The 26,576-nt window shown below is 58.5% G+C and carries 30 protein-coding genes and 1 pseudogene; 19 read left to right on the top strand and 12 right to left on the bottom strand.

What is annotated here, in order from left to right:
* Positions 1-80 precede the first annotated feature (80 nt).
* The gene (locus AC3IYG_RS22910; protein ID WP_037014132.1) at positions 81-284 is read right to left on the bottom strand and encodes a hypothetical protein; all 204 of its coding nucleotides are present in this window, start codon (positions 282-284) and stop codon (positions 81-83) included.
* Positions 285-1,085: 801 nt separating this feature from the next.
* Here AC3IYG_RS22910 and AC3IYG_RS22905 point away from each other — a divergent pair.
* On the top strand, positions 1,086-1,487 hold the full coding sequence (locus AC3IYG_RS22905; protein WP_037014135.1) for a single-stranded DNA-binding protein: 402 nt from the start codon (positions 1,086-1,088) through the stop codon (positions 1,485-1,487).
* A 117-nt stretch (positions 1,488-1,604) separates the two neighbouring features.
* Here AC3IYG_RS22905 and AC3IYG_RS22900 read toward each other — a convergent pair whose 3' ends face one another.
* The gene (locus AC3IYG_RS22900; protein WP_037014137.1) at positions 1,605-1,835 is read right to left on the bottom strand and encodes a DUF6437 family protein; all 231 of its coding nucleotides are present in this window, start codon (positions 1,833-1,835) and stop codon (positions 1,605-1,607) included.
* A gap of 460 nt (positions 1,836-2,295) precedes the next feature.
* Between AC3IYG_RS22900 and istA the strand changes: the two genes are divergently transcribed.
* A complete protein-coding gene (gene istA, locus AC3IYG_RS22895; RefSeq protein WP_011608156.1) occupies positions 2,296-3,789 on the top strand; it encodes an IS21-like element ISSsp5 family transposase in 1,494 nt (497 codons plus the stop codon).
* The gene (gene istB / locus AC3IYG_RS22890; protein ID WP_007011060.1) at positions 3,786-4,553 is read left to right on the top strand and encodes an IS21-like element ISSsp5 family helper ATPase IstB; all 768 of its coding nucleotides are present in this window, start codon (positions 3,786-3,788) and stop codon (positions 4,551-4,553) included. The genes istA and istB overlap by 4 nt, the downstream gene beginning before the upstream one ends.
* Before the next feature lie 83 nt (positions 4,554-4,636).
* Here the strand turns inward: istB and AC3IYG_RS22885 are convergent, their stop codons facing one another.
* Positions 4,637-5,332: an NAD(P)-binding protein gene (locus AC3IYG_RS22885; RefSeq protein ID WP_489332290.1), complete on the bottom strand. Its 696-nt coding sequence runs from the start codon at positions 5,330-5,332 to the stop codon at positions 4,637-4,639.
* A 74-nt stretch (positions 5,333-5,406) separates the two neighbouring features.
* Between AC3IYG_RS22885 and AC3IYG_RS22880 the strand changes: the two genes are divergently transcribed.
* Genes AC3IYG_RS22880 through AC3IYG_RS22870 form a run of 3 tightly spaced genes read left to right on the top strand, consistent with a single transcriptional unit; the run spans position 5,407 to position 7,808 of the window.
* Entirely contained in the window at positions 5,407-6,261 is an 855-nt protein-coding gene (locus tag AC3IYG_RS22880; RefSeq protein WP_489332288.1) for an MFS transporter, read from the top strand.
* Complete coding sequence (locus tag AC3IYG_RS22875) at positions 6,218-6,553, top strand: hypothetical protein (RefSeq protein ID WP_489332286.1); 336 nt, start codon at positions 6,218-6,220, stop codon at positions 6,551-6,553. Before AC3IYG_RS22880 ends, AC3IYG_RS22875 begins: the two co-directional genes overlap by 44 nt.
* A gap of 16 nt (positions 6,554-6,569) precedes the next feature.
* A complete protein-coding gene (locus AC3IYG_RS22870) occupies positions 6,570-7,808 on the top strand; it encodes an MFS transporter (RefSeq protein WP_489332285.1) in 1,239 nt (412 codons plus the stop codon).
* Here AC3IYG_RS22870 and AC3IYG_RS22865 read toward each other — a convergent pair.
* Positions 7,780-8,448, bottom strand: coding sequence for a TetR/AcrR family transcriptional regulator (locus AC3IYG_RS22865; protein WP_083236627.1), 669 nt, complete (start codon positions 8,446-8,448; stop codon positions 7,780-7,782). The genes AC3IYG_RS22870 and AC3IYG_RS22865 overlap by 29 nt on opposite strands.
* A gap of 78 nt (positions 8,449-8,526) precedes the next feature.
* Between AC3IYG_RS22865 and AC3IYG_RS22860 the strand changes: the two genes are divergently transcribed.
* From AC3IYG_RS22860 to AC3IYG_RS22850, 3 genes are read left to right on the top strand one after another with little or no spacing between them, the layout of a single operon-like run.
* A complete protein-coding gene (locus AC3IYG_RS22860; RefSeq protein ID WP_489332283.1) occupies positions 8,527-9,678 on the top strand; it encodes an aromatic ring-hydroxylating oxygenase subunit alpha in 1,152 nt (383 codons plus the stop codon).
* A complete protein-coding gene (locus tag AC3IYG_RS22855) occupies positions 9,675-9,977 on the top strand; it encodes an SCP2 sterol-binding domain-containing protein (RefSeq protein WP_022676120.1) in 303 nt (100 codons plus the stop codon). Before AC3IYG_RS22860 ends, AC3IYG_RS22855 begins: the two co-directional genes overlap by 4 nt.
* A gap of 6 nt (positions 9,978-9,983) precedes the next feature.
* Positions 9,984-10,253, top strand: a complete 270-nt coding sequence (locus AC3IYG_RS22850) for an HNH endonuclease family protein (protein ID WP_082209094.1) — start codon at positions 9,984-9,986, stop codon at positions 10,251-10,253.
* A 3-nt stretch (positions 10,254-10,256) separates the two neighbouring features.
* Here AC3IYG_RS22850 and AC3IYG_RS22845 read toward each other — a convergent pair whose 3' ends face one another.
* A complete protein-coding gene (locus tag AC3IYG_RS22845; RefSeq protein WP_022676121.1) occupies positions 10,257-10,517 on the bottom strand; it encodes a hypothetical protein in 261 nt (86 codons plus the stop codon).
* 78 nt (positions 10,518-10,595) lie between these two features.
* Positions 10,596-11,672 carry a tyrosine-type recombinase/integrase gene (locus tag AC3IYG_RS22840; RefSeq protein ID WP_219852819.1) on the bottom strand — a complete coding sequence of 359 codons (1,077 nt, stop codon included), beginning with the start codon at positions 11,670-11,672 and terminating at the stop codon, positions 10,596-10,598.
* A 194-nt stretch (positions 11,673-11,866) separates the two neighbouring features.
* Here AC3IYG_RS22840 and AC3IYG_RS22835 point away from each other — a divergent pair.
* The 9 genes and pseudogenes from AC3IYG_RS22835 to AC3IYG_RS22795 all read left to right on the top strand — a co-directional run.
* Positions 11,867-13,129: pseudogene (locus tag AC3IYG_RS22835) on the top strand (IS1380 family transposase); the annotation flags it as partial.
* Between the two features lie 524 nt (positions 13,130-13,653).
* A complete protein-coding gene (locus AC3IYG_RS22830) occupies positions 13,654-13,929 on the top strand; it encodes an ASCH domain-containing protein (protein ID WP_489332281.1) in 276 nt (91 codons plus the stop codon).
* 126 nt (positions 13,930-14,055) lie between these two features.
* The gene (locus AC3IYG_RS22825; RefSeq protein WP_489332279.1) at positions 14,056-15,171 is read left to right on the top strand and encodes an extracellular solute-binding protein; all 1,116 of its coding nucleotides are present in this window, start codon (positions 14,056-14,058) and stop codon (positions 15,169-15,171) included.
* 81 nt (positions 15,172-15,252) lie between these two features.
* A complete protein-coding gene (locus AC3IYG_RS22820) occupies positions 15,253-15,495 on the top strand; it encodes a hypothetical protein (RefSeq protein WP_489332277.1) in 243 nt (80 codons plus the stop codon).
* A gap of 8 nt (positions 15,496-15,503) precedes the next feature.
* Entirely contained in the window at positions 15,504-15,920 is a 417-nt protein-coding gene (locus AC3IYG_RS22815; protein WP_489314078.1) for a hypothetical protein, read from the top strand.
* Positions 15,921-16,045: 125 nt separating this feature from the next.
* A complete protein-coding gene (locus AC3IYG_RS22810) occupies positions 16,046-16,249 on the top strand; it encodes a hypothetical protein (protein ID WP_489314079.1) in 204 nt (67 codons plus the stop codon).
* A gap of 117 nt (positions 16,250-16,366) precedes the next feature.
* The gene (locus AC3IYG_RS22805; RefSeq protein WP_489314080.1) at positions 16,367-17,266 is read left to right on the top strand and encodes a TonB C-terminal domain-containing protein; all 900 of its coding nucleotides are present in this window, start codon (positions 16,367-16,369) and stop codon (positions 17,264-17,266) included.
* 329 nt (positions 17,267-17,595) lie between these two features.
* Positions 17,596-18,471 (top strand): site-specific integrase, encoded by an 876-nt coding sequence (locus tag AC3IYG_RS22800; RefSeq protein WP_489314081.1) that lies wholly within the window; start codon positions 17,596-17,598, stop codon positions 18,469-18,471.
* A gap of 35 nt (positions 18,472-18,506) precedes the next feature.
* Positions 18,507-18,986: a hypothetical protein gene (locus AC3IYG_RS22795; protein ID WP_489314082.1), complete on the top strand. Its 480-nt coding sequence runs from the start codon at positions 18,507-18,509 to the stop codon at positions 18,984-18,986.
* Positions 18,987-19,169: 183 nt separating this feature from the next.
* Here AC3IYG_RS22795 and AC3IYG_RS22790 read toward each other — a convergent pair whose 3' ends face one another.
* The 3 genes from AC3IYG_RS22790 to AC3IYG_RS22780 form a co-directional block, all read right to left on the bottom strand.
* A complete protein-coding gene (locus AC3IYG_RS22790; protein ID WP_489314083.1) occupies positions 19,170-19,715 on the bottom strand; it encodes an Arc family DNA-binding protein in 546 nt (181 codons plus the stop codon).
* Between the two features lie 7 nt (positions 19,716-19,722).
* Positions 19,723-20,565: an alpha/beta fold hydrolase gene (locus tag AC3IYG_RS22785; protein ID WP_489314084.1), complete on the bottom strand. Its 843-nt coding sequence runs from the start codon at positions 20,563-20,565 to the stop codon at positions 19,723-19,725.
* Positions 20,566-20,628: 63 nt separating this feature from the next.
* Positions 20,629-23,220: an autotransporter family protein gene (locus tag AC3IYG_RS22780; protein WP_489314085.1), complete on the bottom strand. Its 2,592-nt coding sequence runs from the start codon at positions 23,218-23,220 to the stop codon at positions 20,629-20,631.
* A 373-nt stretch (positions 23,221-23,593) separates the two neighbouring features.
* Here AC3IYG_RS22780 and AC3IYG_RS22775 point away from each other — a divergent pair, with 373 nt between their 5' ends.
* On the top strand, positions 23,594-24,280 hold the full coding sequence (locus tag AC3IYG_RS22775) for a hypothetical protein (protein ID WP_489332275.1): 687 nt from the start codon (positions 23,594-23,596) through the stop codon (positions 24,278-24,280).
* A 91-nt stretch (positions 24,281-24,371) separates the two neighbouring features.
* Here the strand turns inward: AC3IYG_RS22775 and AC3IYG_RS22770 are convergent, their stop codons facing one another.
* The 3 genes from AC3IYG_RS22770 to AC3IYG_RS22760 are packed head-to-tail and all read right to left on the bottom strand — an operon-like array spanning position 24,372 to position 26,531.
* Entirely contained in the window at positions 24,372-24,791 is a 420-nt protein-coding gene (locus tag AC3IYG_RS22770) for an RNA chaperone Hfq (RefSeq protein WP_489314087.1), read from the bottom strand.
* A 49-nt stretch (positions 24,792-24,840) separates the two neighbouring features.
* Complete coding sequence (locus AC3IYG_RS22765) at positions 24,841-26,133, bottom strand: Y-family DNA polymerase (protein WP_489314088.1); 1,293 nt, start codon at positions 26,131-26,133, stop codon at positions 24,841-24,843.
* Positions 26,082-26,531, bottom strand: coding sequence for a LexA family protein (locus AC3IYG_RS22760; protein ID WP_489314089.1), 450 nt, complete (start codon positions 26,529-26,531; stop codon positions 26,082-26,084). The genes AC3IYG_RS22765 and AC3IYG_RS22760 overlap by 52 nt, the downstream gene beginning before the upstream one ends.
* Between the last annotated feature and the right edge of the window lie 45 nt (positions 26,532-26,576).

The following is a 26,576-nucleotide window of genomic DNA, read 5'->3' as shown; positions in this document are numbered from 1 at the left end:
GGCAAGCGCGCCAAATCAAACCCCTCCCTTCAACCTGTAAACTTTCATCCACCGAAACCCTGGCTCACCGCCGGCGACGATCAGGTATGCTCGGACGACGCCAAATGCTTGAAACTGAGCGCGCCAAACTCAACCGGATGAATTATGCGGGCTAGCGCAATGGTCTTATAGCGGTCCGCCTTCGGGAGCTTGATGCGGCAGTAGAAATGGCTGTGCGCGACATCACCGCGCCGGAAGATGATCAAGCCGGGTTTGAGTTCCTCTTTATCGGCGATAAACGCCATCGCCATCCTCCACTGTGCAGAATCCGTGCAGATCGGCGGCGTAAGTGTTTGATTTGCCATAGCTGTGCAGGGTCTGTGTAGATGTTTATATATGTTTTTCTTGTTTAATCATAGAATTTTAGATAAATGCTCTCATCCTGCCCTGAATGCGGCTGCTGCGCCATATGGTGATGGACCAGCCTTCGGGCTAATTTCGTTCGCTTGAGCCTGCGGCGATCAACATCTGCAAGCCATGCTGGCGACCGGACATGGCCTGGCTTCTAAGCCTTCCACCGATGAACTTTGTATGCGCTTGGACCGAGGTCCATTCCCGGCTCAGGGGTAGCACGTCCGTCCGGATTGCCCACATCCTCGCATGCAAAATGGCGCCGTCAGCGCCGGCCGTCGCAGTACCCCGAGACGTCTCCCGGCGGTGTCGGTTCTGGTCGCGGTCGCGGTCGCAGTCACAGGCGCGCCGCAGCTGTCTCAAAGCGGCATAGCGCAGGAACCAGCTGCCGCGCGGACTGGGGGGGGGCACATTCAAGGCCTCAGAATGCCACGAAATGGCAGGTCATCTGCTCGGCACAAGTCCGGGGCCATCCGGCTCTTCGCGAACCCCTCCCTGAAGGCGGCGTCAGCCCCTCGCAACCCTGATCCGGTCCGGCCGTGTTGCCGCTGCGCGGCTGCCCGCACCACCCGGTCCCGATCCGGGTTCCCCTCCCGTCGCCCTTGGCGCCGTTCGGTGCGAGCGGCTGCCGCCCCCTTCTGACGGTCAGTTCGCAGCCGGGATGGCCCCGGACCTGCGCGATCAGGAGAAAACCCATGACCAATCTCGTTATCCTCGTCGGCCGCATCGCCCGCGATCCCGAAACCCGCACCACCACTGGCGGAACCAGCATCACCAGCATCTCGGTTGTGACCGACCGGCCCGCCCGCAAGGACGGCAAGACCTACAAGGATGAGAACGGCTACACCGCCAAGGATAGCGAATTCCACCGGATCACCTGCTTCAATGGCCTCGGCCAGAACGTCGCCAAGTTCTGCAGCAAGGGCCAGATGGTGACGGTCGAGGGGCGCATCCACTACACCCAGTGGGAAGACCAGACCGGCACCAAGCGCTACGGCTGCGAGATCATCGCCGACAAGGTGGATTTCCTGACCAAGGGCCGGTCAGATGGCAACAATCGCAGCAATGAAGAGGCGCCCGATATCGACGAGGACTGAAAGCCGATATGGCTGGAACAAGGCCCCGATGGCACACGCTATCGGGGCCTTTTCTTTTGTACACCGGCGTTAGCAGCGATGCGGGGCATCGAGCCCGCGCATCGCTGCATGGAGTGCTTATGCGGGGGCGAGGCGTTGCAATGCTGCCTCGATCCCGAGCGTCATCGACGCACGGACAAGCTGTTTCAGGTCTGCGGGTTCGATCATTTCCGCGCCGCATTCGATAAGAATCTTGCCGAGTTCGGCGGCGGTTTCGTCGCGAAGCTGTGCCTCCCTGACATCGAGTTCGCCCCGCTGTTCACGAAGTTTCTTGAGCGCGTCGCGTGCGCTGGCTTTGGACCTCGCCATGTATCTCGCCTTTCGTTGGCCATTGATCCCCTCCACACACAGGTTTGGCACATGGCAAGCGTGTAGGAAAACCGCTGGCGGGGCCGGCGTTGGCGTAATCCCGCTGACGTTGGAGAGGTCTCTCTCACAGAGATTTCAAGGGTGATGCGGGCTTTGGAGACGCGTCAAGGACGACGGGGCCCCACCATTTTTGCCGGGCAAGCCCGGAAAAATCGTTACCCCCATCGCCGCTTCGCGGCCGCGTTCCGCGGTCCCTGACCCGTCTCGTCGCCCACATCCTTCGATCTCCTGATGCGACGCATCAACCATCAGGAGGAAAAACCATGTACGCTTCATTGAATGAGAACGGCGGAGCAATATTCGGCCACGCTAGCGGCGGGATAGTCCTGCTGCGGGCGGCGTAAAAGTCGTCCACCTTGAAGCCTTTCTGCCAAGTCAGGGAGGTGTGGGGATCTACAGCGTGGAACTTTATCTTCAGGTCCGTTTGGCTTGCGCGGATGGCATGAGCCAGCGGGCGGCGGCGAAGCGTTTCAATGTGTCGCGCGATACGGTGCGCAAGATGCTGTCGTTTTCATCGCCGCCGGGTTACCGGCGTCAGTCTGCACCGCAGCGCCCGAAGCTGGACGGGTTTGTGGGGATCATCGATGGATGGCTTGAGGGGGATCGCGGTGTCCCGCGCAAGCAGCGCCATACGGCGAAGCGGGTATTCGACCGTTTGCGCACCGAGCATGGTTTCACCGGCGGCTATACGATCATCAAGGATTACATCCGGGAGCGCGAGCAGCGCAGCCGGGAGATGTTCGTGCCGCTGGCGCACCCGGCGGGAGATGCACAGGCCGATTTCGGGGAAGCTCTGGTGGAGATCGGCGGGGTGGAGCAAAAAGCCTACTTCTTCGCGCTCGATCTGCCGCACAGTGATGCCTGCTATGTGCGAGCCTATCCGGCGGCGGTGGCGGAGGCCTGGGTGGACGGACATGTCCATGCCTTCGCGTTCTTCGGCGCGGTGCCGCGCTCGATCGTCTATGACAACGATCGCTGCCTTGTGGCGAAAATCCTGCCAGACGGCACGCGCAAGCGTGCCACGCTGTTCAGCGCTTTCCTGTCGCATTACGTGATCCGCGACCGCTATGCCCGCCCGGGCAAGGGGAACGAGAAAGGCAATGTGGAAGGGCTGGTAGGTTACTGCCGCCGCAATTTCATGGTGCCGATCCCGAAGTTCCCGACCTGGGAGGCCTTCAACCTGTGGCTGGAGGAGCAATGCCGCAAGCGCCAGCAGGACAAGGTGCGCGGGGAGAGCGAGACGATCGGTGAGCGCTTGCAGCGCGATCTGGCGGCCATGCAGCCTCTGCCCGCTACACCCTTCGAGGCCTGCGATCAGACGAGCGGGCGGGTCTCCTCGCAATCTCTGGTGCGCTACAAGACCAACGATTATTCGGTTCCGGTAGTCTGGGGCCATCAGGAGGTCTGGATCAGGGCCTATGTCGATGAAGTGGTGATCGGATGCCGCAGCGAAGTTATCGCCCGTCATCCTCGTTGCTATGCCCGCGAGGAGGTTATCTTCGCCCCGCTCCACTATCTCCCGCTGGTCGAGCAGAAGATCAACGCATTCGACCAGGCCGCCCCTTTGCAGGGCTGGGATTTGCCCGAAGCGTTCGGGACGCTGCAGCGGTTGATGGAAGGGCGCATGCACAAACATGGCAGGCGCGAATATGTGCAGGTGCTGCGCCTGCTGGAAACGTTCACCCTCGCCGATCTCCAGGCGGCGGTGGAACAGGCCATCGCCCTTGGCGCCATCGGCTTCGATGCCGTCAAGCACCTCGTCCTGTGCCGGGTCGAACGCGTACCGCCCAGACTGGACCTGGACATCTATCCCTTCCTGCCTCGCACCACGGTCGAGAAGACCGTTGCCAGAGCCTATCTGAGCCTGCTCTGCGACAGGCAGGAGGCCGCATGAGCGATCAGGCACCGGAGATTCTTCTCGCTCACCATCTCAAGGCCCTCAAGCTGCCTACGTGCCTGCGAGAGCATCACAAGCTCGCCCGGCAATGTGCCGCTGAAGGCGTCGATCATATCCGCTTCCTCGCCCGTCTCGTCGAGATGGAGATGATCGACAGGGAGCGTCGTATGGTCGAGCGGCGCATCAAGGCCGCGCGCTTCCCCGCCGTCAAAAGCCTCGATAGCTTCGACTTCGCCGTCATCCCCAGGCTCAACAAGATGCAGGTGCTCGAGATGGCGCGCTGCGAGTGGATCGAGCGGCGTGAGAACGCCATCGCTCTGGGGCCATCGGGCACCGGGAAGACGCACGTAGCTTTGGGGCTCGGACTGGCAGCATGCCAGAAAGGACTGTCGGTGGGCTTCACCACTGCGGCGGCGCTGGTCAGCGAGATGATGGAGGCGCGCGACGAGCGGCGTCTCCTGCGCTTCCAGAAGCAGATGGCCGGATACAAGCTGCTCATCATTGACGAACTGGGCTTCGTACCGCTCTCCAAGACCGGTGCCGAACTGTTGTTCGAGCTGATCTCCCAGCGCTATGAGCGCGGCTCCACCTTGATCACCAGCAACCTGCCCTTCGACGAATGGACCGAAACCTTCGGATCCGAGCGCCTCACAGGCGCGCTCCTCGATCGTCTGACCCATCACGTCAGCATCCTCGAGATGAACGGCGAAAGCTATCGCCTCGCTCACAGCCGGGCCCGAAAGGCCAAAACCAGACCCTGAAAATCAAGCCAATGCCGGGGGGAGTGGCCTTCGGGCTACGCCCTCACGCCACTCCCCCCGGCATGTAACACCGTGGCCTGGTTTTACGCCGCCGCATGGCCGACTTTTGCTCCGCCGTTGACAGGCAGGCCGGTTGCAGCGCGCATCATCATCGTACCAAAACCGCCAATCGGGAAGCGGTCATCAGTCGCGCCAGCGCTTGCAATATCAAGCACCGACACCCGATCCGCGTTGGCAGCGATATCGGTGGCACAATGGAGATCAACGAATCGGCGTTCGTAAATGTCGCGCGGCACGGCACTGAATGGTTGGTCGATGCCCGATCGCGCGATGCGTTCGGCGCGCCGCGTTAGCCGCTGGTCAGCGGCAACATAGCGATTGACGACTGATCGAGGCTCGTCGCGGCTATTGGCTCGCAGCGCCAGCGATTCGCGATCGCTGGGGATGACAGTAACGCCCTGCTGCGCCGCAAGCGCCATAATCGGATTGATCGGCGCGTTGTGAATATAACTCGCTCCGACGTCGAACGGCATGCCAAGCGCTTGACTGTTGGTGACGATGCGACCGCCAGGACGCCCGCGTGCCTCCAGCACGATCACCCGCGCACCTGTCCCCGCAAAGGCATGTGCGGCAGCAATACCGGCAGCCCCAGCGCCAATGATGGCGACGTCGTAAACTGTCGAACGGGAAATCGATTGGCCCGCCTGCGCCCAAGCTCGCGGTGACGAGATCGCTCCGACTGCGACAGCACTTGCCATCATGGCTCGCCGGGTAATCATGTCATGACTTCCATTATCACAATGCTACCTGTCAGTTGACACACTGTCAAGTGACAGGTAGCGCCGTCGATTAGATGCAAACAGTTTGGCGCTTCGCTTTTTCCTCCCTGATCGATGTTGTCGCAGTGGCGATGATGTTGCCTTTGATCGCGCTGTTCATGAACGAACAGCGCGTGACCCCCGGCTATGTCGGGCTTTATGCAGCTGTCCCGTTTGCTGCCTTGCTGGTTAACTTGCCGCTGGTGCCACTGGCTATGCGCCGTTTCGGCTTTGGCAGGATGTTTGGCGCGGGGTTGCTCTTGTCGAGCGCGGGAATTGTGATGTCGGCGCTTAGCCGCGATTATGCGTCGCTGTGCCTCGGCGCGGGGTTGGTCGGCATTGGCGCCGCCTATCGCTGGAGCGCGGTTGAGGCGATGATCGCATGGTCTGCTCCGATAGACAGTCTGGGCCGCGTAACTGGCTTCTATCAAACGCTTGTCGCCGCCGCCTATGCCATCGGCCCGTTCTTGGTGCCTTTGTTCGCGCTGACGCTCGATAGCGCGGGCTATGTCGCGATTGGGCTTGCGGTCGCATCATGGCTGCCGGTGCTGATAGGCGGAACGGCTGAAAAGGTGCAATTTGCCACAAATGATACGCCCGGCGGCAACGCGTCGTGGCACGTCTTTCTTCCGCTCGCAGCGCTAGGCTTTATCGGCGGTGTTTTTGAGGTCGGGTTGAATGTACTGGCCCCGATTCAAGCTGAACGGCTTGGCGCTATCGCCACTGATAGCGCAATCATCCTTACCGGCGTCATCGCCGTGGCCAGCTTGGTGATGCAATATCCGGTCGGGCGATTGGCCGACCGGATATTGCATCGGGCCGATGATGCAGATATTGTGCGCTACCTTGTTACTGTCGCTGCTGGCAGCGCCGTTGGGATCGGGCATTGATGCGATGATCTGGCTTGCCGCCATTATCTGGGGCGGCGCGGGCGGCGCGATTTATACGCTGACGATGATCCATGTAGGCCGCTCGTTTCGCGGGCAGTCGCTGGCGGTATCGATCGTCATCGCGGCCTATACCGTCGGCGGGGCGATCGCGCCTGCGCTGGGTGGCCTTGGCCTTGGCTTGTCGACTCAATGGGGGTTAGCATGGGCGCTGGGGCCGCTGCTGTTGCTGGCATGGCCTTTGGCGCGCCTGCGCCCGAATTTGCCGCGTGGCGATCACGGCGACACCCAATGACGCCGGAAACAAAATAATGTCGTTATTCCAGTCGATTATGAAGCTGACCCGCCGCAGCGATCCGACAACCACGCTGCTGGCGCTTGACCCCGCCAATGCTGAAGAACGGCCCGCGGTTCTTGCGGCGCGCGCCGCGTGGCTGCTCTACGCGCTCGCCCCGCTCATCACCTATATAACCCCGGTTTATCTTGCGCTGCTGGCACAGCGGGTGCCGCTGACCGAGCGCGAAATCGGTCTGCTCGCTGGTGCAGAGTCACTGGGCGGTGTGATCGCCGCGCTCACCGCGCGCTGGTGGATAACCCGCTTCAACTGGCGGGCAGCCGCGCTGGCGGCGTTGCTGGTGATGATCGCCGGGATCGTGGCGACGGCGTTTACCCTCTCACCTGACGTCTTGCTTATCATCCGCGCGACAGCCAGCATATTCGGCGGCGGTCCGTTGATCGTCATTGCGATCGTTGTGCTGTCCGAAAGCGCCGCACCTGATCGCAATTTTGCTTATGCTTTTACGGCACAGTTGGTGATCGGTTTGGTGGTGCTGTTGCTGTTACCGGTCGCTGGCGATGCGCTTGGCTGGACCGGCGTTATCATATTGCTCGCAGGATGCTTCGTCACAGCGCTGCCGTTAGTGGGCTTGCTGCCAAAGAGGTCAGCAAACCCGGCGGCGTTGGTGGTACCGGCTGCCAGTCTCACCCGGCCAAGCTGGTTGCTGTTGCTGTCCATTGCGCTGCTCTCGGCATCCACGCAGGCATCATGGGCTTTTTCCGAAGTGCTCGGCAGCGATGTCGGCATGTCATTGTCGGGAATGAGCCAGTTGCTGGTGGGATCGACTGTGCTTGCAGTGATCGGCAGCCTCGCGGCTGCACCGATTGGCCAACGGATCGGGCGTCTACCCGCCTTTATCGGCGGAACGGCGATCATCCTGCTGTGCGTGTCCCCGCTCTACCTTGTGCTTGGCCCAACGACTTACGTCAGCTATTATCTGATCGGGGCCTGCGCTAGTGCCTTTATCGCGCCATTTCAATTGGGCGCGCTAGCCGGACAAAAAGATGCTTCGGCGGCGGCATCGCTCATGCCTGCGGTACAGGCGGCGGGCATGATGGCGGGGCCAGCGGCGGTTGGCCTGACGGCCGATATATCGCACGGGCCGCTGTGGTCAGTGAGCATCGCCGTCGCGTTTCTGTTGCTTGCAGCCCCGGCATTCGCCGCTGCTGCATGGTCACGCAACCTTAACGGGGTACCTCCACCGCAATCCTGAATGCCAAGGACTTGACCATATCCTCAATGCCGGCAAGGTCAGCGTCGGTCGGCCTGCCTTCCCCCACCACCGATCCAATCCCGTCGATCATGCTGCTGAGCGCCGCTGCCAAGCGAAGGGCTTCCCGTTCGGAGAGCGCGCTATTGACCCGGCGGATCAGCAGCGCAAACAACGAGCGATAGAGCGTCATAAACTGCGTCAGTGCGGCGCTGACGTCGGCGTCGAGATCGGCAAGGGACCAGACATAATTCCAGAATGCGCGGCCGCGCAGCGCGAGCGACTCAACCATCAGAAAATCCAGATAATCGCGCATGGCTGCTGCTGGATCAGCCGACTGACCCGTCAGTTTGGTAATCAGGCGGTCATGATAATCATCGATCCAATATTCGATCATTGCGCGCACCAGTGCCGCGCGGGTCGGAAAATAATATTGTACCGAAGCCAGCTTCAGGCCCGAACGTTCCGCCACCTTGTGCGCCGAAAAATTTTCTGCGCCCACTTCTTCGACCAGCGCCACAGCGGCATCCAAGATTTCACACGCTGTAGCGGTATGCGCCGGGCGCGGTCCGCGAATGCCAGATATCGCCTCTTGCAGGCTAACGCCCCCGTCAATCGTAATATGAGAATTGGCATTTTGCATAAGCGACGCTCTGGAATTGACAGCCTGTCAGCTGACAGGTAAAGTGTACTTATCTGAGGTAGAACACAGGACGCCATCATGCAACAGATCCATCCCCTCTCCCCGCTGCTGCGTGAGGCCACCCCGTCGCTGCCGCCGTCGCGCTATATCGATGGGAACGTTTATGCCGATGAATTGCACAATATATGGAAAAAAGGCTGGAATTATGTCGGGCCGCTGTCGGATATAGCCCCTGGCACGATGCGCCGGGTGGATGTGGCAGGCACCAATATCCTGCTGGTTCGAGCCAAAGACGGCGATGTCCGCGCCTATCACAATGTCTGTCCGCATCGCGGATCCGAACTGTGCACCGCCGACGAACAACCTTTGCGCGGCGGACGGATATTATGTCCCTATCATGCGTGGAGCTTTAACGCCGACGGCACACTGGCAAGTACCGCTGCGGCCAGTCACGCGCCCGATTTCGACAAAGCGGATCATGGTCTGCGCAGCGTTGGTCTGATCGACTGGAATGGGCTGCTGTTTGTCCGCCCGGTGGAAAGCAGCGATGATTTTGGCGCAGACAATGCCTTTGGCCTGCATGACCTTGATAACTGGCCAATGCGCGAGCTGGTAACCGCAAGCCGCGAAACCCATCTGGTTGAATGCAACTGGAAAATTCTGTGGGAAAATTTCAACGAATGCCTGCATTGTCCGGGTGTTCATCCATCGCTATGCGACCTCATTCCAATCCATAGAAAAGGGCTGCTCGCTTATTCTGATGCGCCCGATTGGACCCCCGACAGCATGGAACCCGAACATGGCTTGCGTGATGGCGCACGCAGCTGGACGTTAAGCGGAGCGGCCGCCACCGCCGAATTTCCTGGATTGACAGAGGACCAGCGCAACGCTGGCCAGGTCTATTGTGTGATCTGGCCAACATTGTTCATCGTCGCGCATGTCGATTATATCAGCATCGTGTCCTATCGCCCCAAGGGGCCGGAACAGACCGAAGTCACCGGCGAGGTGCTGGTGGCGCCAGCGGCTTTGGCCGACCCCAATTTCGATCTGCACCAGATTGTTGCGTTCAATCAACAGGTGCAAAATGAAGATGAAGAAGTGTGCGAATTGAACCAGCGCGGTCTGCGCACCAGTCCGTTTAAGGCTGGCGTCCTGATGCCAGAAGAATATAATGTGAAAACGTTTCACGATTGGATCGCGCGGCAAATGGCCGGGGCGGATGCCGCATGACCGTTGACGAGCTGATCGGGCAAATGGCCGAAAACCGCGCGTGGATTGCGGGAGCGCGGGTGGCTATTGATTTTGGCGATGATGGCGCAGTCTTGCTTGACGGTATCGCGCAAGGCGTCCGGTGCGCGGAACTGGGGGAGCCAGCAGACACACATATCGCCGTTAGCTGGACCGACTGGCTGGCGCTGACGCGCGGCTCGCTTGACCCACGCCGGGCTATCAACAACGGCAAGATTGTCATCACTGGCGATATGAACAACGTCGCCAAATTGATCGAGCTGGGGCACCGCATGTTTTGATGGGAGATATTTCATAGGAGCATCACGGGTCACCGATTGCTGCACTGTATCGGCAACCTTACTCTGGCCACGCCCGGCTATAACTCGACTTTGAGTAATTGTGCCTTTGCCGAGAAGCGCCCAGAAATCGCAGCAAACAGCAGTTTGATGCTGAACAGCTATTTCCAATTGCTGACCGATCAAGACGTGTGGGATGAGGCCGTCCTGCAAAAGCGAGCGCAAGGTTTATTGCCCTTGGCAATCCAGCTGTGGCCTCGTCCTGCGAGCATTCCGTAGGTTTCAAATCACTTTATTGCGCCACTCTGAATTCGCCAGCGGCGTAGCGGCGACAACTGCGACGAAGACGCGGGCAAAGGGGTGCTTGAGGCTCGGCGCGCCTATTTCCGTTGCCCGCTTGGCCCATGTCCCGATCAAGTGCGCCAGCGGCGCATCGGGATACGGGCGGAAAGGCTTGCATGGCAGGTCGCATTGAAGCTCGATGCGCCATAGGTCTGCAAAGCAATCTGCACCGATCTGCTTAACCAAGAATGCCAGCGGCATGTCGGCGACCGGCGATAGGAGCCCACGCGGCGCATCGCAGCGCGACGCTGTTAGGGCGCGGCCTGATAGGAAGGTGATTTACTGCCGTGGCGTTCGCGCCCGGTGAGTTGGCGTCGCGAGCCGTGCCTTTGCCCCTGCCGATGCGCGGGCCGTGCCGCCACTGTCTGCCGGATCGCTTATCATCGGCTCCCATCCACTCATGCCCTGCAAAACACGGTCGGCATGTTTGATGGTGTTCACATGCCCATAATACTGCTCGATCATCTTGACCGACGTGCCCATCTGCTCGGCAAGGATATAGACATCGACACCTTCGCTAAGCCGGAAGGTGGTATAGGTATGCCGGAAGCAATAGGTTGAACGCGGAGTGCCGTTCGGCCCGATTTTGAGTTCAGCCTCGGTCAGCAGTTTCTCAACGGCGTCTTCATACAGGAATTTGACGGGTTTGCCGGTAATGGTGGTGAATACCGGATCATCGGGTAGCGTGGCTTTTGAGATGGCGCGAATACGGTCGAGATAATCACCCACGCTCTTCGGCGCGACCAGCTTGCGCGACTTGCCCTTGCCCTGGACGAATAGGACGACGATTTCTTTGCCGTCACGATCCTTGGCAACCATGATGTCGCGCCAGCGCAAGTTCTTCGCCTCGGGTGGACGCATCCCGGTGTTGCACATTATCAGCATGAAATTGTAGCACATGGTGCGCGCCCATGCGCTCGGCGCTTTTGTGGCCTTGGCAATCCATGCGCGCCCAACCGCATGCAGCTTGCGATATTCTTCCAACGTGAATTCGTCGCGGCGCATGGTTTTGAGCTTTGGCTTACCCTCGAAGCGTTGGCTGGCGGGAACATAGCGTTTGCTAATTGCGAAGTTCATGGCGGCGTTGAACGCGCCCATCTCGAACTCAATGGTGGCATCGCTGATCTGGGCGCGGTGTCGGCCCGTCCCGTTCTCGCGCCGCCAAGTCGGATATTGTTTCCAGCGATCGGGCCCTATGAGGTGAACCTGTGTGCTGCCCACATAGCGATCAAGCGCGCCAAGAAGGACATTTTTGAGATTTTTGACCCGCGCGGCGGAAATCTCGCCTGTGTCAGCGCGACGCTGCTGCACGGCGATATATTCCTCCGCCACTTTCCGGAACGAGCGATTGAACACGGGATGGTCATGTTTGAGCAAAACGCGGATTTCAGCATCTTTATCGACGGCCAGCTCGCGGGCGGCTCGCAGATCGGTCGTACCTAGCCCGAAAAATTCATCGGGGGTTGGCGGATGTAGCGTAAAGCCATGATTTGACGTATGATTTGGTTGCTTAATCCGATCAACGTCATTTCTGGAGAGCTACACCCGCCATGGACGATCTTACGCTACCCTTTCCCGGGCTGTCACCTGTTTCTGGCAAGCGGTTGGATGTCAGATTTGACGGCGGCATGCTGTCATCTGATGGCGGGATTTTGCTGTTGCGCGAGGTCGAGCAGCGCCTTGGCGTGGCCGATCGTCTGGCGGCCTGTATCAAGGATCCGCGCTCGCCCGAGCACATCACGCATAGCCTTGCCGACATCATCGGGTTCCGGTTGATGATGATCGCTGCAGGCTATGAGGATGGCAATGATGCATCCAGCCTGCGCGTCGATCCGATGTTCAAGATGGCGCTCGATCTGACACCCTCTGGGACCCGCGCGCTGTGTTCGCAGCCGACCATCTCCCGTCTGGAGAACCTGCCCGATACCCGGGCGTTGTTGCGCATGGGGCGTGCGATGGTCGATCTGTATTGCGAAAGCTTCCCCACAGTGCCCAAGCGCATTGTGCTCGACATTGATGACACCTTCGACGCTGTCCACGGCGGCCAGCAGTTGCGCCTGTTCAATGCCCATCATGACGAATACGGCTTCCAGCCCATTGTCGTGTTCGATGACCAAGGCCGCTTCATCACCGCCGTACTGCGCCCGGCCAAGCGGCCCAAGGGCACAGAAATCAGGGCTTTCCTGCGCCGCTTGATGCGCGCAATCCACAGCCATTGGCCAAAGACACAGATCCTGTTGCGCGGCGACAGCCACTATTGCTGCCCCGAAGTCATCGACTGGTGCCGTGCAGGCGGGCACGACTTCATCCTGGGTGTTGCGCCGACTTCGACACTACGCCGCCATATCACCGATCTTGAAGCCAGCACCAAAGCGCGCTTTGCGGCATCACCCACCGAGGGCAAGGTACGCCGCTTCAAGACCTTCAACGATTGCGCCAAAAGTTGGAGCCGGGTCGAGCGGATCATCGCCCGCATCGAAGTCGGCGATCAGGGCGCTGACACGCGCTTTGTCGTCACCAATCTCAAGAAAGGCTCGCCCCGCTGGCTCTATGAACACGTCTATTGTCGGCGGGGCCAGGCCGAAAACCACATCAAGTCGTGGAAAACCCATCTCGCCGCAGATCGAACATCGTGCTCCAGAGCCACAGCCAACCAGTTGCGGCTGTTCCTTCATGCTGGCGCCTATTGGCTGATGTGGGGCTTGCGCACTGCCATGCCGAAACGCTCGATCTGGCGCACCGTCCAGTTCGATACCTTGCGCTTGCGCCTGATCAAGATCGCCGCCCGTGTTACCGAGCTGAAGACGGGGGTTGGGGAGCAATGGAACTGAAAACCAACGTAAGCCGAATTAGAGTTCGTTTTACTCGTCAGCGACTGCGAATTAACGAACTTTGATTCGTGAGAAAGGTTTATTGCACTGATTTTCGGGTGTTGGTGACCTTTCCTCGCGATAGCGGAAACGGTTTCATAAAACGGTCGTTTTTCGAAACTATCCAGACGTTGCAAGGGTTTGCGGGGCAGCGACTGAGCTTAAGTGCACTTTCTGTTCCGTTGCTCCCCCAACCCCTACTCCGTCCAGCTGGCTCGCGCAAGTGAGGGTGTCCTCGCTGCATGGGAGAAGAATCCCGCTCAGAGTGCTGATGTTGCACTCTACCGAGCTGAATGCCTTTCAAGCCCGGCCCCTGATCCAGATAACAAGATTCCGGTTCGCGCAGAGTCACACGGTGAATGCGCGGCCCGAATTGGCACCCTGGCCTTGGGGGCGGCAGTAGAGAGTGCAAATGCCAATGTGCCAGTCCCTGCACCACTCCGCTGGCTTTGACGCAGGGGGTGCTGATGGCCACGCTGACCCTTCCGCTCAAGCGCGAGTATTTCGAAGCCATCAAGGCGGGCGAAAAGCCAGAGGAATACAGGCTTGTCACGCCCTACTGGCGCAAGCGGCTTGAGGGGCGGTGTTACGAAGCCATCGAGCTGACTTGCGGCTACCCAAAGCGGGATGACAAGAGCAGGCGGCTAACTCGCCCCTGGAAAGGCTATAGGATCACGACATTGACGCACCCACATTTCGGGCCTGACCCGGTGCAGGTGTATGCCATCAATGTGGAGCAGTAGCGCCTAAACCCACCTGCGATCAGTGTGTGGTGGCCACCTAATAGCAAGTGCGGCGTGTTGGATGGAAGCTGTCTAGAGGCCGCATTTATTCTCCGCTGAATTCACAATTCACAACGGAGAGTGCTGGTGATCAAGCAGAATGCGCCCAAGGCGGCTCTTGCGGCTGTAATGATGGCCATGGTTAGCGCAGTGAGCGCAGGCCAAGAAATTCACGTCGCAAACTGGAACGACTACATCGACCCAGCTCTGATCGAGCGATTCGAGAAAGAGTCGGGTATCAAGGTCCACTACCAGACTTACGAGACTGGCGATGAAATGGACGCTCTCCTAAAGTCGGGCGAGCCGCTGGATGTGGTGGTGCCAGCTACTGATCGGCTCCAGGAGTTGATCAGTGAGAGCCTTATCAGACCCTTCGATGCCTCTAAGATCGACGGCTTTTACGATATGCAGCCGCTGATCCGCAGCCATCTATTCACCCATGATCGGACTTTGAGCTACGCAGCTCCGTATTTCTGGGGGCGTGTTGGTGTGCTGCTTGATCGGGGCAAGGCAGAGGCCGCGCTCGGCAGCTCAATTGCTCAGAGCTGGGGCCTTTTGTTCGATGAGACAGCAGTCGAAAAACTCAGCTCTTGTGGGGTTAGCATTCTCGAAGGCCGGGAAGAAATCTATTCGCTGATCATGAACTACAAAGGGCGGAGTCTTGATTTCGCCACAGAACGTTCGCTCGACGTTTTAGATCAAGCATTGACCTCCTTGAAGCCCCACTACGCGATGGTTGATAGCGCTGAATATCGCGAGGCCATGGCGGCAGGAAAGCTATGCGTCAGCATGGCGTGGGAGGGTGATGCCAGAGCAATGATAGGGGAACATCCGGGGCTGGAGTTCATCCTGCCGGACGAAGGGACTCTGTTTTTCCTCGACACCATGGCGATACCGGCAAAATCCCAGAACTACGAGTCTGCGCGTATGTTCATCAGCTTCTTCATGCGAAGCGACGTTGCGCAGCAAAACGCCGAATACACGCTTTACAACACCCCTAGTGCGAAAGCTTTGGAGTCCATGAAAGCAGTGGCAGGCGGCACGCAAGCGCAGAGCCTGATCTGGGAAAAAGGGGTCCAGGTGTTCACCTACAAGGCTCCGCGCCCCGAGCTGGAACGAAAGTTTCGAGATAGCTGGAGCCGTTTCGTAGAGAAACCGTCAAAGCTTGCGAGCCGGCCCGTCACGGCAGACGTTATAAATTAACCATTCCCTGGACCATCGCGTCTGGCATTTGCCAATACGGCAAAAAGGCTCCGCATCCCTATTTAGAATCAAGGACTACCAATGACCGTTTCAAACCAGCTCGTAGATTTCATAGCGTCGGCACTGGCAGAGGCTGACGCATCGTTCGTCGATGATTTTGTCCAGAACGGCCCGCTCCCAGGTGGGGCTGATGGCGCATACCGCTATCTGTTGGCAGTGGCATTGCGGAAGTTGAGTGCAGCTGAATTTGCGACTCTTACGGGTGTCAGTGAGGCCGTCGCTGTGCGCCTGCTTGCGTGGCTCGAAAATGGGACACGGGGTTGAGTGAGTCCATGGGCGAGGTAGTAAAGGTATCGCGAGAGAAAGTAGACGAGGCAATTCACGCCCTCACCTCGATCAATAGTGGTAAAGGCCATGAAATCCGCGTCCCGCAAGATGACGAGCCCGTCTATTGGCAGCGCCGTGAATGGGTCAGCTGGGTGGTTCAGGTCGGAAAAGAGCTAGCGGCTGATGTTGCCCAGAAGAATAGCGCTCTGCCTCCAGGGCCGGGGAAACCCAGCGACATGACGTGCGTCCCTTCCGATGCCATCACCCTGCTCAAGATATGGCAGACCCACTTGGGCTCCTGCCGCGAGAGCTGTGACGATGCCGGCAAGCTGCTGTGGGACCGAATTCATGCGGCTATAGAGCGAGCGCAACCTGTATGCGATCAGCAAGTGCAGTCTCTTGAGCTGGCCAAGGGGGTCTAATGTCAAGGCATACCATTGAACTCCCCTCCACTACTTCGGCTGGCCGAGCAATCGTTGTGATTGGCTTTCAGGTCGGGGCAAGTGGCCCTCATTACTTCTGCTACGTGTTCGACGCAACTGAGCCGATGACCACCCCCATTTGGAACTCCATGTTTGCACCTGGGTATGGCACAGCGCAGGAGGTGGACGCCTTCGATGAAGTGCTCAAGTCCTGGGGAGTGACACTGCCTGATTTCATCAAGCGTGCGCTGAGTGAAGACTGGGTGAAGACTCAGCTCAACACCGAATACTGCTGGCAATCGGATGGATGCTTCGACCAGATTCGCTGATCAGGATTGGCGCTAGGAAACGCACTACCTCTGTCTGAGGAACTGCATGTAGTTGGGATGAAGCGCATGCGCAGCGGGCGTAGAGTCGCCGCATATGTACTGCGGAGGATGCGCCCCTTGAACGAATCGAAAATGACCTACATTGCGCTGGCTCTCGGTGCCGGCGCACTTGCTGTAAGCGCTGCCTCAGCAGTCCTCAGCGCCCTTCCCAACAGCAGCAAGATCGATGCGCTGTCTACCGAAGTAAAAGAGCTGCGTGAGCTGAACACTTCGCTCCAGGACAAGCTCGCCATTGCCAACCAGAACCGAACACGTATCGATGAGCTGGATATTGGCCTGACAGCGATGGCCAACGTGATGAACATCGACCGCCAACAATTGGCCAAGGCCATGATGGCTATGAAGACTGGTGGTGCGGCGGTGCCGCCCTCACAGCAGAGCCCGGCTGAAACCCCGAAGGCAATCCAGGCACCGACTGCCGCTGATCTGCCACAGGGCACTCAAGCCAAAACGCCGGCTTCATCGCTAGAGGTAAAGCCTTCCTCTATCTCGGCTACACCAGTGATTCCTGCTGAGGCTAAACCGCCAAAGCCAACTGCCAAGGCCTTGGATGCGCTTCTCGAATCGGATAACCCTTTCGAAGGCGAACCGGATACTTCTACGAATGCAGGTGGGCAGGTTCCCGCGCTCATCGCCAATGTGCCTGTCGATGCCCCTACGCTGACAATCCAGCATGTCGATTCGATCCTGGCAAAGCGGATTTCCGAGAACTGGTATAAGCCGGCTGGTGCCTCGGCGAATCTGAACGCGATCATTCAGTTGAAGATGAGCCGCGAAGGCAAGGTTGAGTCCGTAGAGCTGACTCGCCCTTCTGGTAATCCAGAGTTCGATGGTTCTGTGATCAGCGCGGTGAAGTCCATTGGCGCCATAAACGAAGTGCAGCGCCTGTCTGATGCTGATTTCCAGAAGGCCTACGCCAACAGAAATATTCAGTTCACTCCCCAGATGGGGGGCTGAGGAAGGCCGCGGCGATTCTCGCTTCCCAATCTGCGGCTTGAGGTGGTGCCTGCCCAGTGCAATGGATGCAGGCGCCACAGCGTTATACTCAGGGCACACATCACTGAGTTATCCCCCTAATGAAATCCCCTTTCCCAGACTCTCCAGGCGCTACTGAGTCCGCACTTGATCAGGTCCGCCCTGGCGCTGAGATAGAGGATTTGGTCGCCCGATACCATCAAAGCGGGAAATCGGCGAATACCGAGCGGACTTACAAAGCTCACATCAGCCACTACCGCTACCAATGGGGCGGATACCTGCCTGCAAACGAAGATGCTTTGTGCAGGTACTTGGCGACCTATGCCCAGAGCTTGAAAGTCAGCACTCTGCGTCAGCGGCTCTCGGCACTTTCCAAGTGGCATAAGCAGCAGGGCTTCATCGATCCGACAGCCAGTCCTACGGTCAAGCAAACGATGAGGGGCATTGCCAAGGAGCACCAGGATGCCCCCAAGCAGGCTTACCCGCTGACATTCAGGCATTTGCTCACCATCTGCGACCAGCTTGAAGCTGAGAAGAAGGCTGCCATTCAGGCAGGCGATCAAGGGGCCATTCTTCGCACACATCGCGACCTCGCCCTGGTCCTGGTTGGGTTCTGGCAGGGCTTCCGAAGCGATGAGCTGAGCCGGGTCGCCGTTGAGAACGTGAAGGCAAGCCGCACCGATGGGATCAGCATCTTCCTGTCTCACAGCAAGACAGATCGAGACGCAAGCGGGCGCATATACGAAATGCCAGCGCTCAGGGCCTACTGCCCTGCCTCCGCCTATATCGACTGGATTCAGGCTTCTGGCATCACCTCGGGGTTGGTGTTTCGCTCAATCAACCGCTGGGGGCGGTTGGCCGAAACCGGAATCCACAAGCAGAGCATTGGCCACATCATCAACAGAGTGGCAAACGCCCTTTTCCCCGGTGAGTCCCATTTCAGTACCCACTCCCTTCGACACGGCTTCGCAGACTGGGCGGTACGAGCGGGTTGGGATATGACCATGCTGATGGAGCACGTTGGGTGGCGCTCCATCGAGAATGCCAAGAGGTACATGCCGAAGCGCAAGGATTTTGGAACGCTTGCTCTCAACCAGCCGGTTTTACCAGCGGGTGGCGATCTGAGTAACGCCGGCAACGCGAACACCCTGCTCTCACATTTCCAGTCGTTGCCAGACAGCGACTGATCCCGGTTATCAGCTATCAACACATTGGAGTGGCAATGGAAGCACAAGCAAAGCTCGATAGGGCAGACGAAAAGAACAAGCGGCTGATTGCTAGTGTGCTCAGAAGCCCTTTCATTCGTGGACTGCACGCGGACCCCGAGTGGCTGATCATGCACGGGAGCCCAGGCGAACGGGCAGCGTTCGTGCGACTGGCTCGGCGCCGTTGTTTCCTCATGCTGGGTGGTGTTGCGCTGATCGTTGCCGTCATTGGATCGTTACCGTCTAAGCCAGTTGCTCCGCCTCCAGCCCCCACCTTTGAGTCGGCAGGCTCTGTTGTTCGGATTCAGCTTCACGAAAGCGCCTTCTCAAGCTCATCCTCGGTTGAGACAACGGATGGTGTCTTTCAGGTCCAGGGCGCTGTGACTGGTGCATCCGGTGACGTGGCCACGATGAAAACGGTCGATCAGCACGGGGTGGTTAAACGCGAGCTGTGCATCGAGTCCAAGTTCAAGTCTGCGTGCTACACGCTGCTGTAGCGGCGCTTCGATGCCGCTGATTTGTCAGCAGCCTCGAAATCGCTGAGAATGGCTCCACGCGATTGCGTAGTCAGTGATCGAGCAGTGGTCATGGATGATGTAGAAAACTCGCTCACAGAATAAAGGCGCCCTATGGCGCCTTTGTTCTTTCTGGGGCAGGAGCAGTGCTGCTTTCCTGGGTCACTACGCCCCTATTGCTATCTGCTCCATCGCTATTGATGCCATCAACAGCGCATATTGCTGGCGCTGTGAGTTGACCCATTCCACCAGTGCATCGAGCACCCATGAGTTCATCGAGCCGCCGCTGCCGCCCTTCACAGCGACAGCGTTTGTCACCCCCTCGCGGATAGTGTCGCGGACACTCGGGGGAAGGCGCAAAACGAAGTTGCGTGGTGTGCTGCACTTGGTCAAGTCGAAGTCAGGGACTTCCGCCAGCACTCTGCTTGCCACTTCCGCGCCAATATGAGCCTTGAGGATTCCGGTTAGCGCTGCGTTGCGCCGTTGGCCGGCTAGCGCCTCCAGGATGGCAGCCACAGCCTCGGAATTCATGCTCCGCCCCTGGTGCTTACCAATGGCGTCCAGTTCGGCAAACAACTCTGCGTACCCACGGATCACGAACTTGTCGGCGGTTCGGCTGTTGTACTTAGGCCGTGGCGTTGGGCTTTTTCTGGCCGCAGCAACGGCACGGTTGAGCGCTGCTATTGCTATGGGGTTCATCAAGCTACTCATCACTTCCTCACTTCGCGCTATTGCTTGCAGGTGGCTCGCAAGACACGGGCTTGTCCCGGATTAACTCCCAGCTGGCCTCATATCCCGAATGGTGGTCAGCATCGACGAAGATCGTTTCACCGCAGTTCGGCTGGACCTTGAGCATGTAGGCTTGGCTCACTTCTGGAGGAACAACTGTGTCGTTCATGCCAATCAGGTGCCTCTGAGGGATACCCGCCAGCCTTTCTGCATAATCGACCGGGTTCAACGAGCTGGTCAGCGGTGACAAACCTTTCATCTGCGTCCAGGCAAGCGGATCGATGTTGCCGGCGATGGTCTGAACCTGCACCACATCTGAGCGAGTTGCGGCCAGCAGCAAGGCGACAGCCCCACCACCGGAATACCCAACTAGCTCGAATTGCTGAACCCCATGTTGGGATTTGAGGGTGTCGAGCACTTCGCTCGCTGCGTGGATTGCCTCTTTGCCGAATCGACCCGAGGTCCACATTTCTTTACGGCAGCTGGCGCCCAGAATGAACTGGCATGGCCGGGCCATGTAGACGGCTGGAGCTGGGTCGGCAATCGCCAAGCTGGGCATCATGCTTTTTACCGGCGTAGGGTCATCGCTCACCGTCCGGCTGGTGATCCAGGCGCGGCCATCGCCCTCGATGTAAACGCGCAGGGTCTGCACTCGCAGTTCGGTCGGCTGTAGTGTCTGGATGGTGTACTTCGACGTTTTGACTGCAACAGGCCGCAGCTCGCTGCCATCGCTGATTCTGGTGAGGTCCATTGGCTTCATGGCGCAACCAGTTGCCAGCAGTAGGCTGGCAAGCATCCCTGCCCTCAGTAGAGGTTTGTGGACTGCTTTCATGTGTGAATCCCCCTTAAAACAAACCCGCCGTGAGAGGCGGGTCTGTTCGTTCCGAGCTGGCTGTTAGAAGTCGTAACGGGCCTTGAGGCTCACGGTGTCGGCGTTGAAGTCGGCCTTACGGGTGTAGTCGTAAGACGCGCCGATGGTGTAGTTGCCCTTGGTCCAATCAAGGCCGATACCAGCTTCGTAAGTCCATGCGGTCGCCGGGGCGCCAGTGGTCGCGAAGGTGGTGCCGCCGAGCGCGTAGGCCGAAGTGCTGTCAGCCGAGTCCTGAGCAAAGTCGTGGAAGGCCATCAGGCGAGCGTTCGGCTGGAAGTCGCCGTAGACGCCTTCCAGCTTCACGCCAGCGCCCACGTCGAAGACTTCCAGAGACTGACTGCCAGAGCGCAGAGCTGCTTGGGTGCCCTTCTCGGTGAAGCTGTCGATCTGCACCTTCGCGTAACGGGTCGCAATGGTCGGGATCAGGTCCAGGTTCTCGTTCAGCTTGATGGTGTAGCCGCCGCTCAGGTCAGCAGCCAGGACGTTGGAGTCGTAGTTGCCTTCGGCCTTCTCGCCAGCAATGTAGCGCTTCGACTCGTTATCGCTCTGGCCGTAGGTCAGGCTGCCGATCACCGAGTAAGGGCCATGCTCCCACGAACCGTAACCAGTCAGCAGCGTGGTGGCCACATCGGTTTTGTTGTCAGTGTCGGAGGAAACATCGGTGCGAACGTGGCTCAGGGCAAGACCAAGAGTGGTCTGCTCATTCACCTTGCCATCAGCGCCGATAATCAGACCGCTGGAGTCGGCGTCGTAGCCAGCAATACCGTCGCGCTCGCCCTGGTCGCTGTTGCCGTGAAGCGCTTTAACCCATACGCCGGTTTCGATCAGTGCATCACCGGAGTTTGCACCCAGCGAGGAAGCGCGACTGCCGATGGCCGAGTTGGTCAGGCCGGTGGCTGCCAGCGAGGCGGACTGCGCTGCGCGGTTGGTTTCCGGCTGGAGCTGACGAGCCAGCTGGCGCAGTTCAGCGTCGTTGGCGTTCAGGAAGGTCTGATACAGGTTGCTGTCTACAGGCAGCTTGGCCAGCACGCTGTCGATGAACGCTTTGGTAGCGGCAATGCCGTTGGCGTCTACGCCGGCATTCGCCAGACCTTCACCGGCTTGGGCGCCAGTGGCGAGGCCAATGTCGGCGCTGATGTTGTTGCTGCCGAACTCGACGTTGGTAACAGCCAGCAGCGGAGTCAGGGTCTTCACTTGAACACCCAGGTTTTCCAGCTGGTCAGCGCTCACCAGAACATATTTGGTGGAGGCTTTGGTGAACTGCCCCGGCAGCGTGGTCAGACCGATGACGCTGCCCTGCTCCAGGGTCAGCTTGCCATCAACTTCAACCATGGCCTTGCTCGGATCGGTGCTGTTGTTCACGAACAGGCTCAGGCCGGCGCCATTGCGCACGAACATATCGCCAGTCACGTTGGTGACTTCTGCGACGTACAGCTTGCCTGCAACCACATCCAGCTTGTCGGCTTCGATCAGCTGGGAGTAGATGGCCACGTTGCCGTTCACGAAAGCATCGCGGATGCCTTCAATGTCACCGATGACGGTGCCGCCGTTCAGGTGCAGGATGGTTTGACCGTTGCCATCAATCGCAGCGTCACCGCCGCTGATCACGCCGCCGTTCTGGGTGATGCGGTAGAAGTTATCGGCGTTGCTGGTTTCGCCGGGGCCGGTTTGCAGCAGGTCGTTGGTGATCTTGATACCCACGCCATCCGAGGCAATGGTGCCGCTATTGATGATGCCTTGGCTCAGCGCGTTGTTGCCGAACGACTCGCGTACTTCGATGGCGACGGAGTTGGCGCCCTCGGCGCGGATGGTGCCGGTGTTCATGATGCGGTTGTAGTCGGAGCGATCCATGCGCAGGGCGACAGCATTGGAGCCGCCGACACTAATGGTGCCGCTGTTTTCTACGTCCTGGCCAAAGTTGACCATGTTCAGTTCGATGCCGCGTGCATTGGTGCCGCTCACGCTGATGGTGCCGGTGTTCACCACGTCACGGTCGATAGTCGCGTATTTGGCGAGGTCGCTCGGGTCCTGGTCCTGGCCGTCCACTTTGACGCCCCAGGCATTGCGGGCATTGACGGAGATAGTGCCTTTGTTGATCACGTCGCCGGACAGCTGGACATTCTCCAGCATGATCGCTGCCTGTTCGTCCGTGGGGGCATTGCCCGAATTATCAGTAACCCGGATGGTGCCGTTGTTGATCACATTGCCAATGGCGTCGTCTGCTACGCCGTTCTGGCCGATAACGGCATCAGAGATATTGATGCCGGAAGCGTTGTAGCCGCTGGCGTTGATCGTACCGTTGTTGATGAAGCTGCCACCGATGGCGCCATCAGCCGAGTCGTCTTCGATACCGATGGCGTCAACGAAATCGCCGGTCAGGTTGTAGTTGGCATCGTTGACGAAGTTGCCAGACACCTGTGGGCCATCGAGGTCGATACCGTCCTGGCCTGCATCGCGATTTGCGCTGCCGTTGAGCGTGATGCTGTCAAAACTGCCAGTGGCGACCTCGATGCCGGTGCTGCCGCTGACGTTGATCTGGGCTGGCGCTGCGTGGGCGGCGGATGCCGTCGCGATTGCCAGTGCCAGGATGGTTTTTCTGCTGATGATGGTCGCCACGTATTTTTTCCTTCTGGTTTCGTCCGATTTAACCCAGCATCGGGTGGCAAGTGCCGGGCATATTGCTTTTGCGGAACAGATCATAACGACCGGGCGCCGGGAATCCACTCCCGCTCATTGCTTTTTCTTGTCGGAGAAGTGACGGAAAATCAGTCGGTTAGGTTTGTGACCTATTTCCTGGCGTGAGGGTTGATTTTTTTGGCGTTGAAATCCCGTCGCCATGCTGCCAAAATGGTGGCACCTCGAAGCCCATGATGGGTTTTGAGCATAACTATTAAGGCTTTCCTTGATGCCCAGCTGGGCACGGGTAAGCCAGATGACAGCGCAAGAGACGTAGGTGTATTCACTTCGCTAGCGAGTCTGCATCGCAAGCATGAGTGGCCTTTGTCTTCTTGAAACCAAGGGGATTTTGGTAATGCAGCATGCTCAAGCTGGAAGGGCACACCTCGACGTGTCCGACAACCTAATGCTGGCTCGGGAACTTGAAGTTGCCGAACGCATTCGAGACAAAAGCGGTATGTTCACCATCCGTCAGGTGGCGAGCATTCATAAGATGAGTATCCCGTTCCTGCGTGAATTCGCAGAGCGTCACGGGATCACGTTTGTGGGGACAGATGGCAGTCGGACGAAGCGTATCTCCAGCGCCGTCATCGCCAGAGAACGTCGCCACACATCAACAGTCGTTGCTCGATCCTTAACTCGAAAGCCGGTCACTTCCCTCGACTCCGATAAGTTGACGCCTGAGCTGCGTGAACGCGCTCGCCGCCGCGATCAAGAGTCGGTCAACGGGTTTATCGAGCACCTTCGCGATCTGTCCCAGACGCATACCAGGGAAGAAGCTGCAAAGAAGGTAGGCATCAGCCCAACATTTATGCGCCGACTAGCTTACGACCAGGAACTGGTTTTTGTTGGCGAAGTCGCTCCTGCTACACAGTGCGCCTCGCCATCGGCTATCAAGAAGCTCCAGAGCACCTTGTTCCGCCCCAGCAAAAAGATGAAGCCGACGACCTCGCGCCTGATCCGCAACTTTGTGATCAGTGACGTTCAGGATGAGCTGTAGCCGCACCGGCTGTTGATGGGTGGCGCGGCGCAACTCGGTTCCGTCGCAGCCACCTCGCTTCGGGTTCTACTCCCCGTCCCTCTCGACTAGCCTAGCCCTCATCAGCTCCGCTACAGGACTCCAGCCTTGCATAGCCCTGCTGCTGCGCCCGCATTGCTTTCAGGGCTGCCATGAATCGCTTTCTGCGGTTTTTGCTTCGAGCAGTGCCCAGGCCCTTGTATTCATTGAAAAGGGCAATGGACTCTCTGGCGATGATCATTGCGATAAAGCTCTTGTAGATCAGTCTCGGCGCAGCACTCTTGCCGCTACCGCCAAACATGATCGTCTCTCTATCGAAGTGGTGAACTATGCCGTTAAAGGATGCGCCGCAGGTAGAAAACAGCGTCAGTTGGACTCGGTTGCACTGGCAGTGCTCTAAGAAACGATTCTGCTCGCGGACAGTCCTGTCTACTTCTGTCTCAATGGCGTAATTGAAACGCATCCCTTTTTTGGGCTTCGCTTTACGCGCCATCACCTCTCCCTGTGCAAGGAACCTGTTCTCGCAATTTTTGAAGGAGCCTCTATGTTGCTTCGGGAAGCTCAATCCATGAGGTTGTGAAGCGATTTGAGCGATACTGCCGGCGTACTAGCTGATCTAGGCTTCGCCGTTCGGAACCAAATCGAATCGTGCCGTATCCAGATAATTGATTGATCTGGTCTAGCGTCTCCATCAACTCCTGGCTGCGTGGGCGTGCCTGCGGAGTAAACAAATCAGGCGTGAAATTCTTCTCAGGGATGGCTTCGATGACCATGAGGCCTGCTCGAATCCAGGTGACTCCTTCCCGGTGAAGTGACCTCAAACAGCTCATTGCCGCTTCGATCAATATTCGCGTGTCATTTGATGGACTTGTCAATTCGATTGTTTCAGATTTAGTCAATGATGTCATTATCGAAGTACGGGCGGGCTGAATGAAAACCCGGATTGCGGCAGCCAGGATTTTCTCCCTACGTAGCTTCCTGCCGATGATCGCAGAAAACGTTGCAAGGTTTGATGACAAGTCAGAGTAGAGGCTTGTTGGTGCTGGAAACGTCCGTGAGCAGGTCATAGATTTCCTCGGGCTCCCGTCATTTTCCGGGCCGATGCAATAATCCCAGTTCAGCTCCCGAATGGTTCTGGCGAGGCCGACGCCGTGAAGCTTTTGAATCCGGGCCGCGTCTGCGTCTGCGAGCTGTAGCGCTGTGATGATGCCGTAGCTGTGCAGGTGCTCGGTAAATCGGCTGCCAACTCCCCAAACATCCTTCACTTCTGCCAGAGCCAACAGCTTGCGCAGCCTCTCATGCTCAGTGAGAGCAACCACCGAACCAGTTTGGCGCTTCCACTTCTTGCTGGCCCAGTTTGCGAGCTTGGCGGTTGTCCTGTTTCGAGAAATGCCGACCCCTACTGGGATGCCCACCGACTTGAGGACATGGCGCCTTATGTCTGCGCCGATGGCTCCCAGGTCGCCAGTCATGCCCGTCATCAATACGAAGCACTCGTCCACACTGTAAACGTCCACAGCAGGAACCATAGAGCCGATTGCGGCCATAAGGCGCCTGTGAATGTCCTGGTACAAGGCGTAATTGGAGGATCGGAGAATCAGCCCGTGGCGCCTAACAAGGGGCTCCAGCTCCGAGCGCTGCTGGCTCATCCCTACCCCCAGCGCCTTGGCCTCGTCAGATCGACTGACCACGGCGGAGTCGTTGTTTGACAGGACGACCACCGGCCTACCCTCTAAGCGAGGCTCGAAAAGCCGGTGGCAGCTAACGTAGTAGCAGTGTCCGTCTACAAGCCCGATAACCTCGGACGACCTCTTTTGAGTCGGTGTAGGTTCCACGCGACAACTCCCCAAATTTCAACCTGTTCATCGTCACCAAAGAAGATGGGTGCCATAGCGCGGTTCTCTGGGATGAGCGCGTTTCGGCCATCGACGCTACCCACGCGCTTCACTGTGAAGCCACCATCGACTACGGCAACCACAACATCATCGAGCACGGCCTCAAGGCTCTTGTCCACTATCAGCAGATCGCCATTCCTGATCAGTGGGTACATTGAGTCGCCTCGCGCTCTCACCATGAACATGGAGTACGCCGAGACACCCACAAGCTCATCGAGCGACAGCGGCAGTTCTTCGTAGTCGGCAGCCTGAGAGGGCCAGCCGCAAGCCACCCCAAGGAAAAGACGCAGCGGTATCGGTTCGTCAGTCAGCGCTATGCGCTGCGCAAGATCGGTCATTTGCGGTCGCCTCAATGCTGTTTATGCGTACAGTATATGCGCCGA

It is taken from the genome of Pseudomonas sp. KH_027, from assembly GCF_057838565.1.
This window is presented reverse-complemented; position numbering and strand designations above follow the sequence as displayed.

Excerpts from the sequence above, each read along its gene's own strand:
- AC3IYG_RS22910 (WP_037014132.1), bottom strand. The coding sequence starts at position 284 with ATGGCGTTTATCGCCGATAAAGAGGAACTCAAACCCGGCTTGATCATC.
- AC3IYG_RS22905 (WP_037014135.1), top strand. The coding sequence starts at position 1,086 with ATGACCAATCTCGTTATCCTCGTCGGCCGCATCGCCCGCGATCCCGAA.
- AC3IYG_RS22900 (WP_037014137.1), bottom strand. The coding sequence starts at position 1,835 with ATGGCGAGGTCCAAAGCCAGCGCACGCGACGCGCTCAAGAAACTTCGT.
- istB (WP_007011060.1), top strand. The coding sequence starts at position 3,786 with ATGAGCGATCAGGCACCGGAGATTCTTCTCGCTCACCATCTCAAGGCC.
- AC3IYG_RS22885 (WP_489332290.1), bottom strand. The coding sequence starts at position 5,332 with ATGATTACCCGGCGAGCCATGATGGCAAGTGCTGTCGCAGTCGGAGCG.
- AC3IYG_RS22880 (WP_489332288.1), top strand. The coding sequence starts at position 5,407 with ATGCAAACAGTTTGGCGCTTCGCTTTTTCCTCCCTGATCGATGTTGTC.
- AC3IYG_RS22870 (WP_489332285.1), top strand. The coding sequence starts at position 6,570 with ATGTCGTTATTCCAGTCGATTATGAAGCTGACCCGCCGCAGCGATCCG.
- AC3IYG_RS22865 (WP_083236627.1), bottom strand. The coding sequence starts at position 8,448 with ATGCAAAATGCCAATTCTCATATTACGATTGACGGGGGCGTTAGCCTG.
- AC3IYG_RS22860 (WP_489332283.1), top strand. The coding sequence starts at position 8,527 with ATGCAACAGATCCATCCCCTCTCCCCGCTGCTGCGTGAGGCCACCCCG.
- AC3IYG_RS22855 (WP_022676120.1), top strand. The coding sequence starts at position 9,675 with ATGACCGTTGACGAGCTGATCGGGCAAATGGCCGAAAACCGCGCGTGG.
- AC3IYG_RS22845 (WP_022676121.1), bottom strand. The coding sequence starts at position 10,517 with ATGCCGCTGGCATTCTTGGTTAAGCAGATCGGTGCAGATTGCTTTGCA.
- AC3IYG_RS22830 (WP_489332281.1), top strand. The coding sequence starts at position 13,654 with ATGGCCACGCTGACCCTTCCGCTCAAGCGCGAGTATTTCGAAGCCATC.
- AC3IYG_RS22820 (WP_489332277.1), top strand. The coding sequence starts at position 15,253 with ATGACCGTTTCAAACCAGCTCGTAGATTTCATAGCGTCGGCACTGGCA.
- AC3IYG_RS22815 (WP_489314078.1), top strand. The coding sequence starts at position 15,504 with ATGGGCGAGGTAGTAAAGGTATCGCGAGAGAAAGTAGACGAGGCAATT.
- AC3IYG_RS22810 (WP_489314079.1), top strand. The coding sequence starts at position 16,046 with ATGACCACCCCCATTTGGAACTCCATGTTTGCACCTGGGTATGGCACA.
- AC3IYG_RS22795 (WP_489314082.1), top strand. The coding sequence starts at position 18,507 with ATGGAAGCACAAGCAAAGCTCGATAGGGCAGACGAAAAGAACAAGCGG.
- AC3IYG_RS22790 (WP_489314083.1), bottom strand. The coding sequence starts at position 19,715 with ATGAGTAGCTTGATGAACCCCATAGCAATAGCAGCGCTCAACCGTGCC.
- AC3IYG_RS22785 (WP_489314084.1), bottom strand. The coding sequence starts at position 20,565 with ATGAAAGCAGTCCACAAACCTCTACTGAGGGCAGGGATGCTTGCCAGC.
- AC3IYG_RS22775 (WP_489332275.1), top strand. The coding sequence starts at position 23,594 with ATGAGTGGCCTTTGTCTTCTTGAAACCAAGGGGATTTTGGTAATGCAG.
- AC3IYG_RS22770 (WP_489314087.1), bottom strand. The coding sequence starts at position 24,791 with ATGGCGCGTAAAGCGAAGCCCAAAAAAGGGATGCGTTTCAATTACGCC.
- AC3IYG_RS22760 (WP_489314089.1), bottom strand. The coding sequence starts at position 26,531 with ATGACCGATCTTGCGCAGCGCATAGCGCTGACTGACGAACCGATACCG.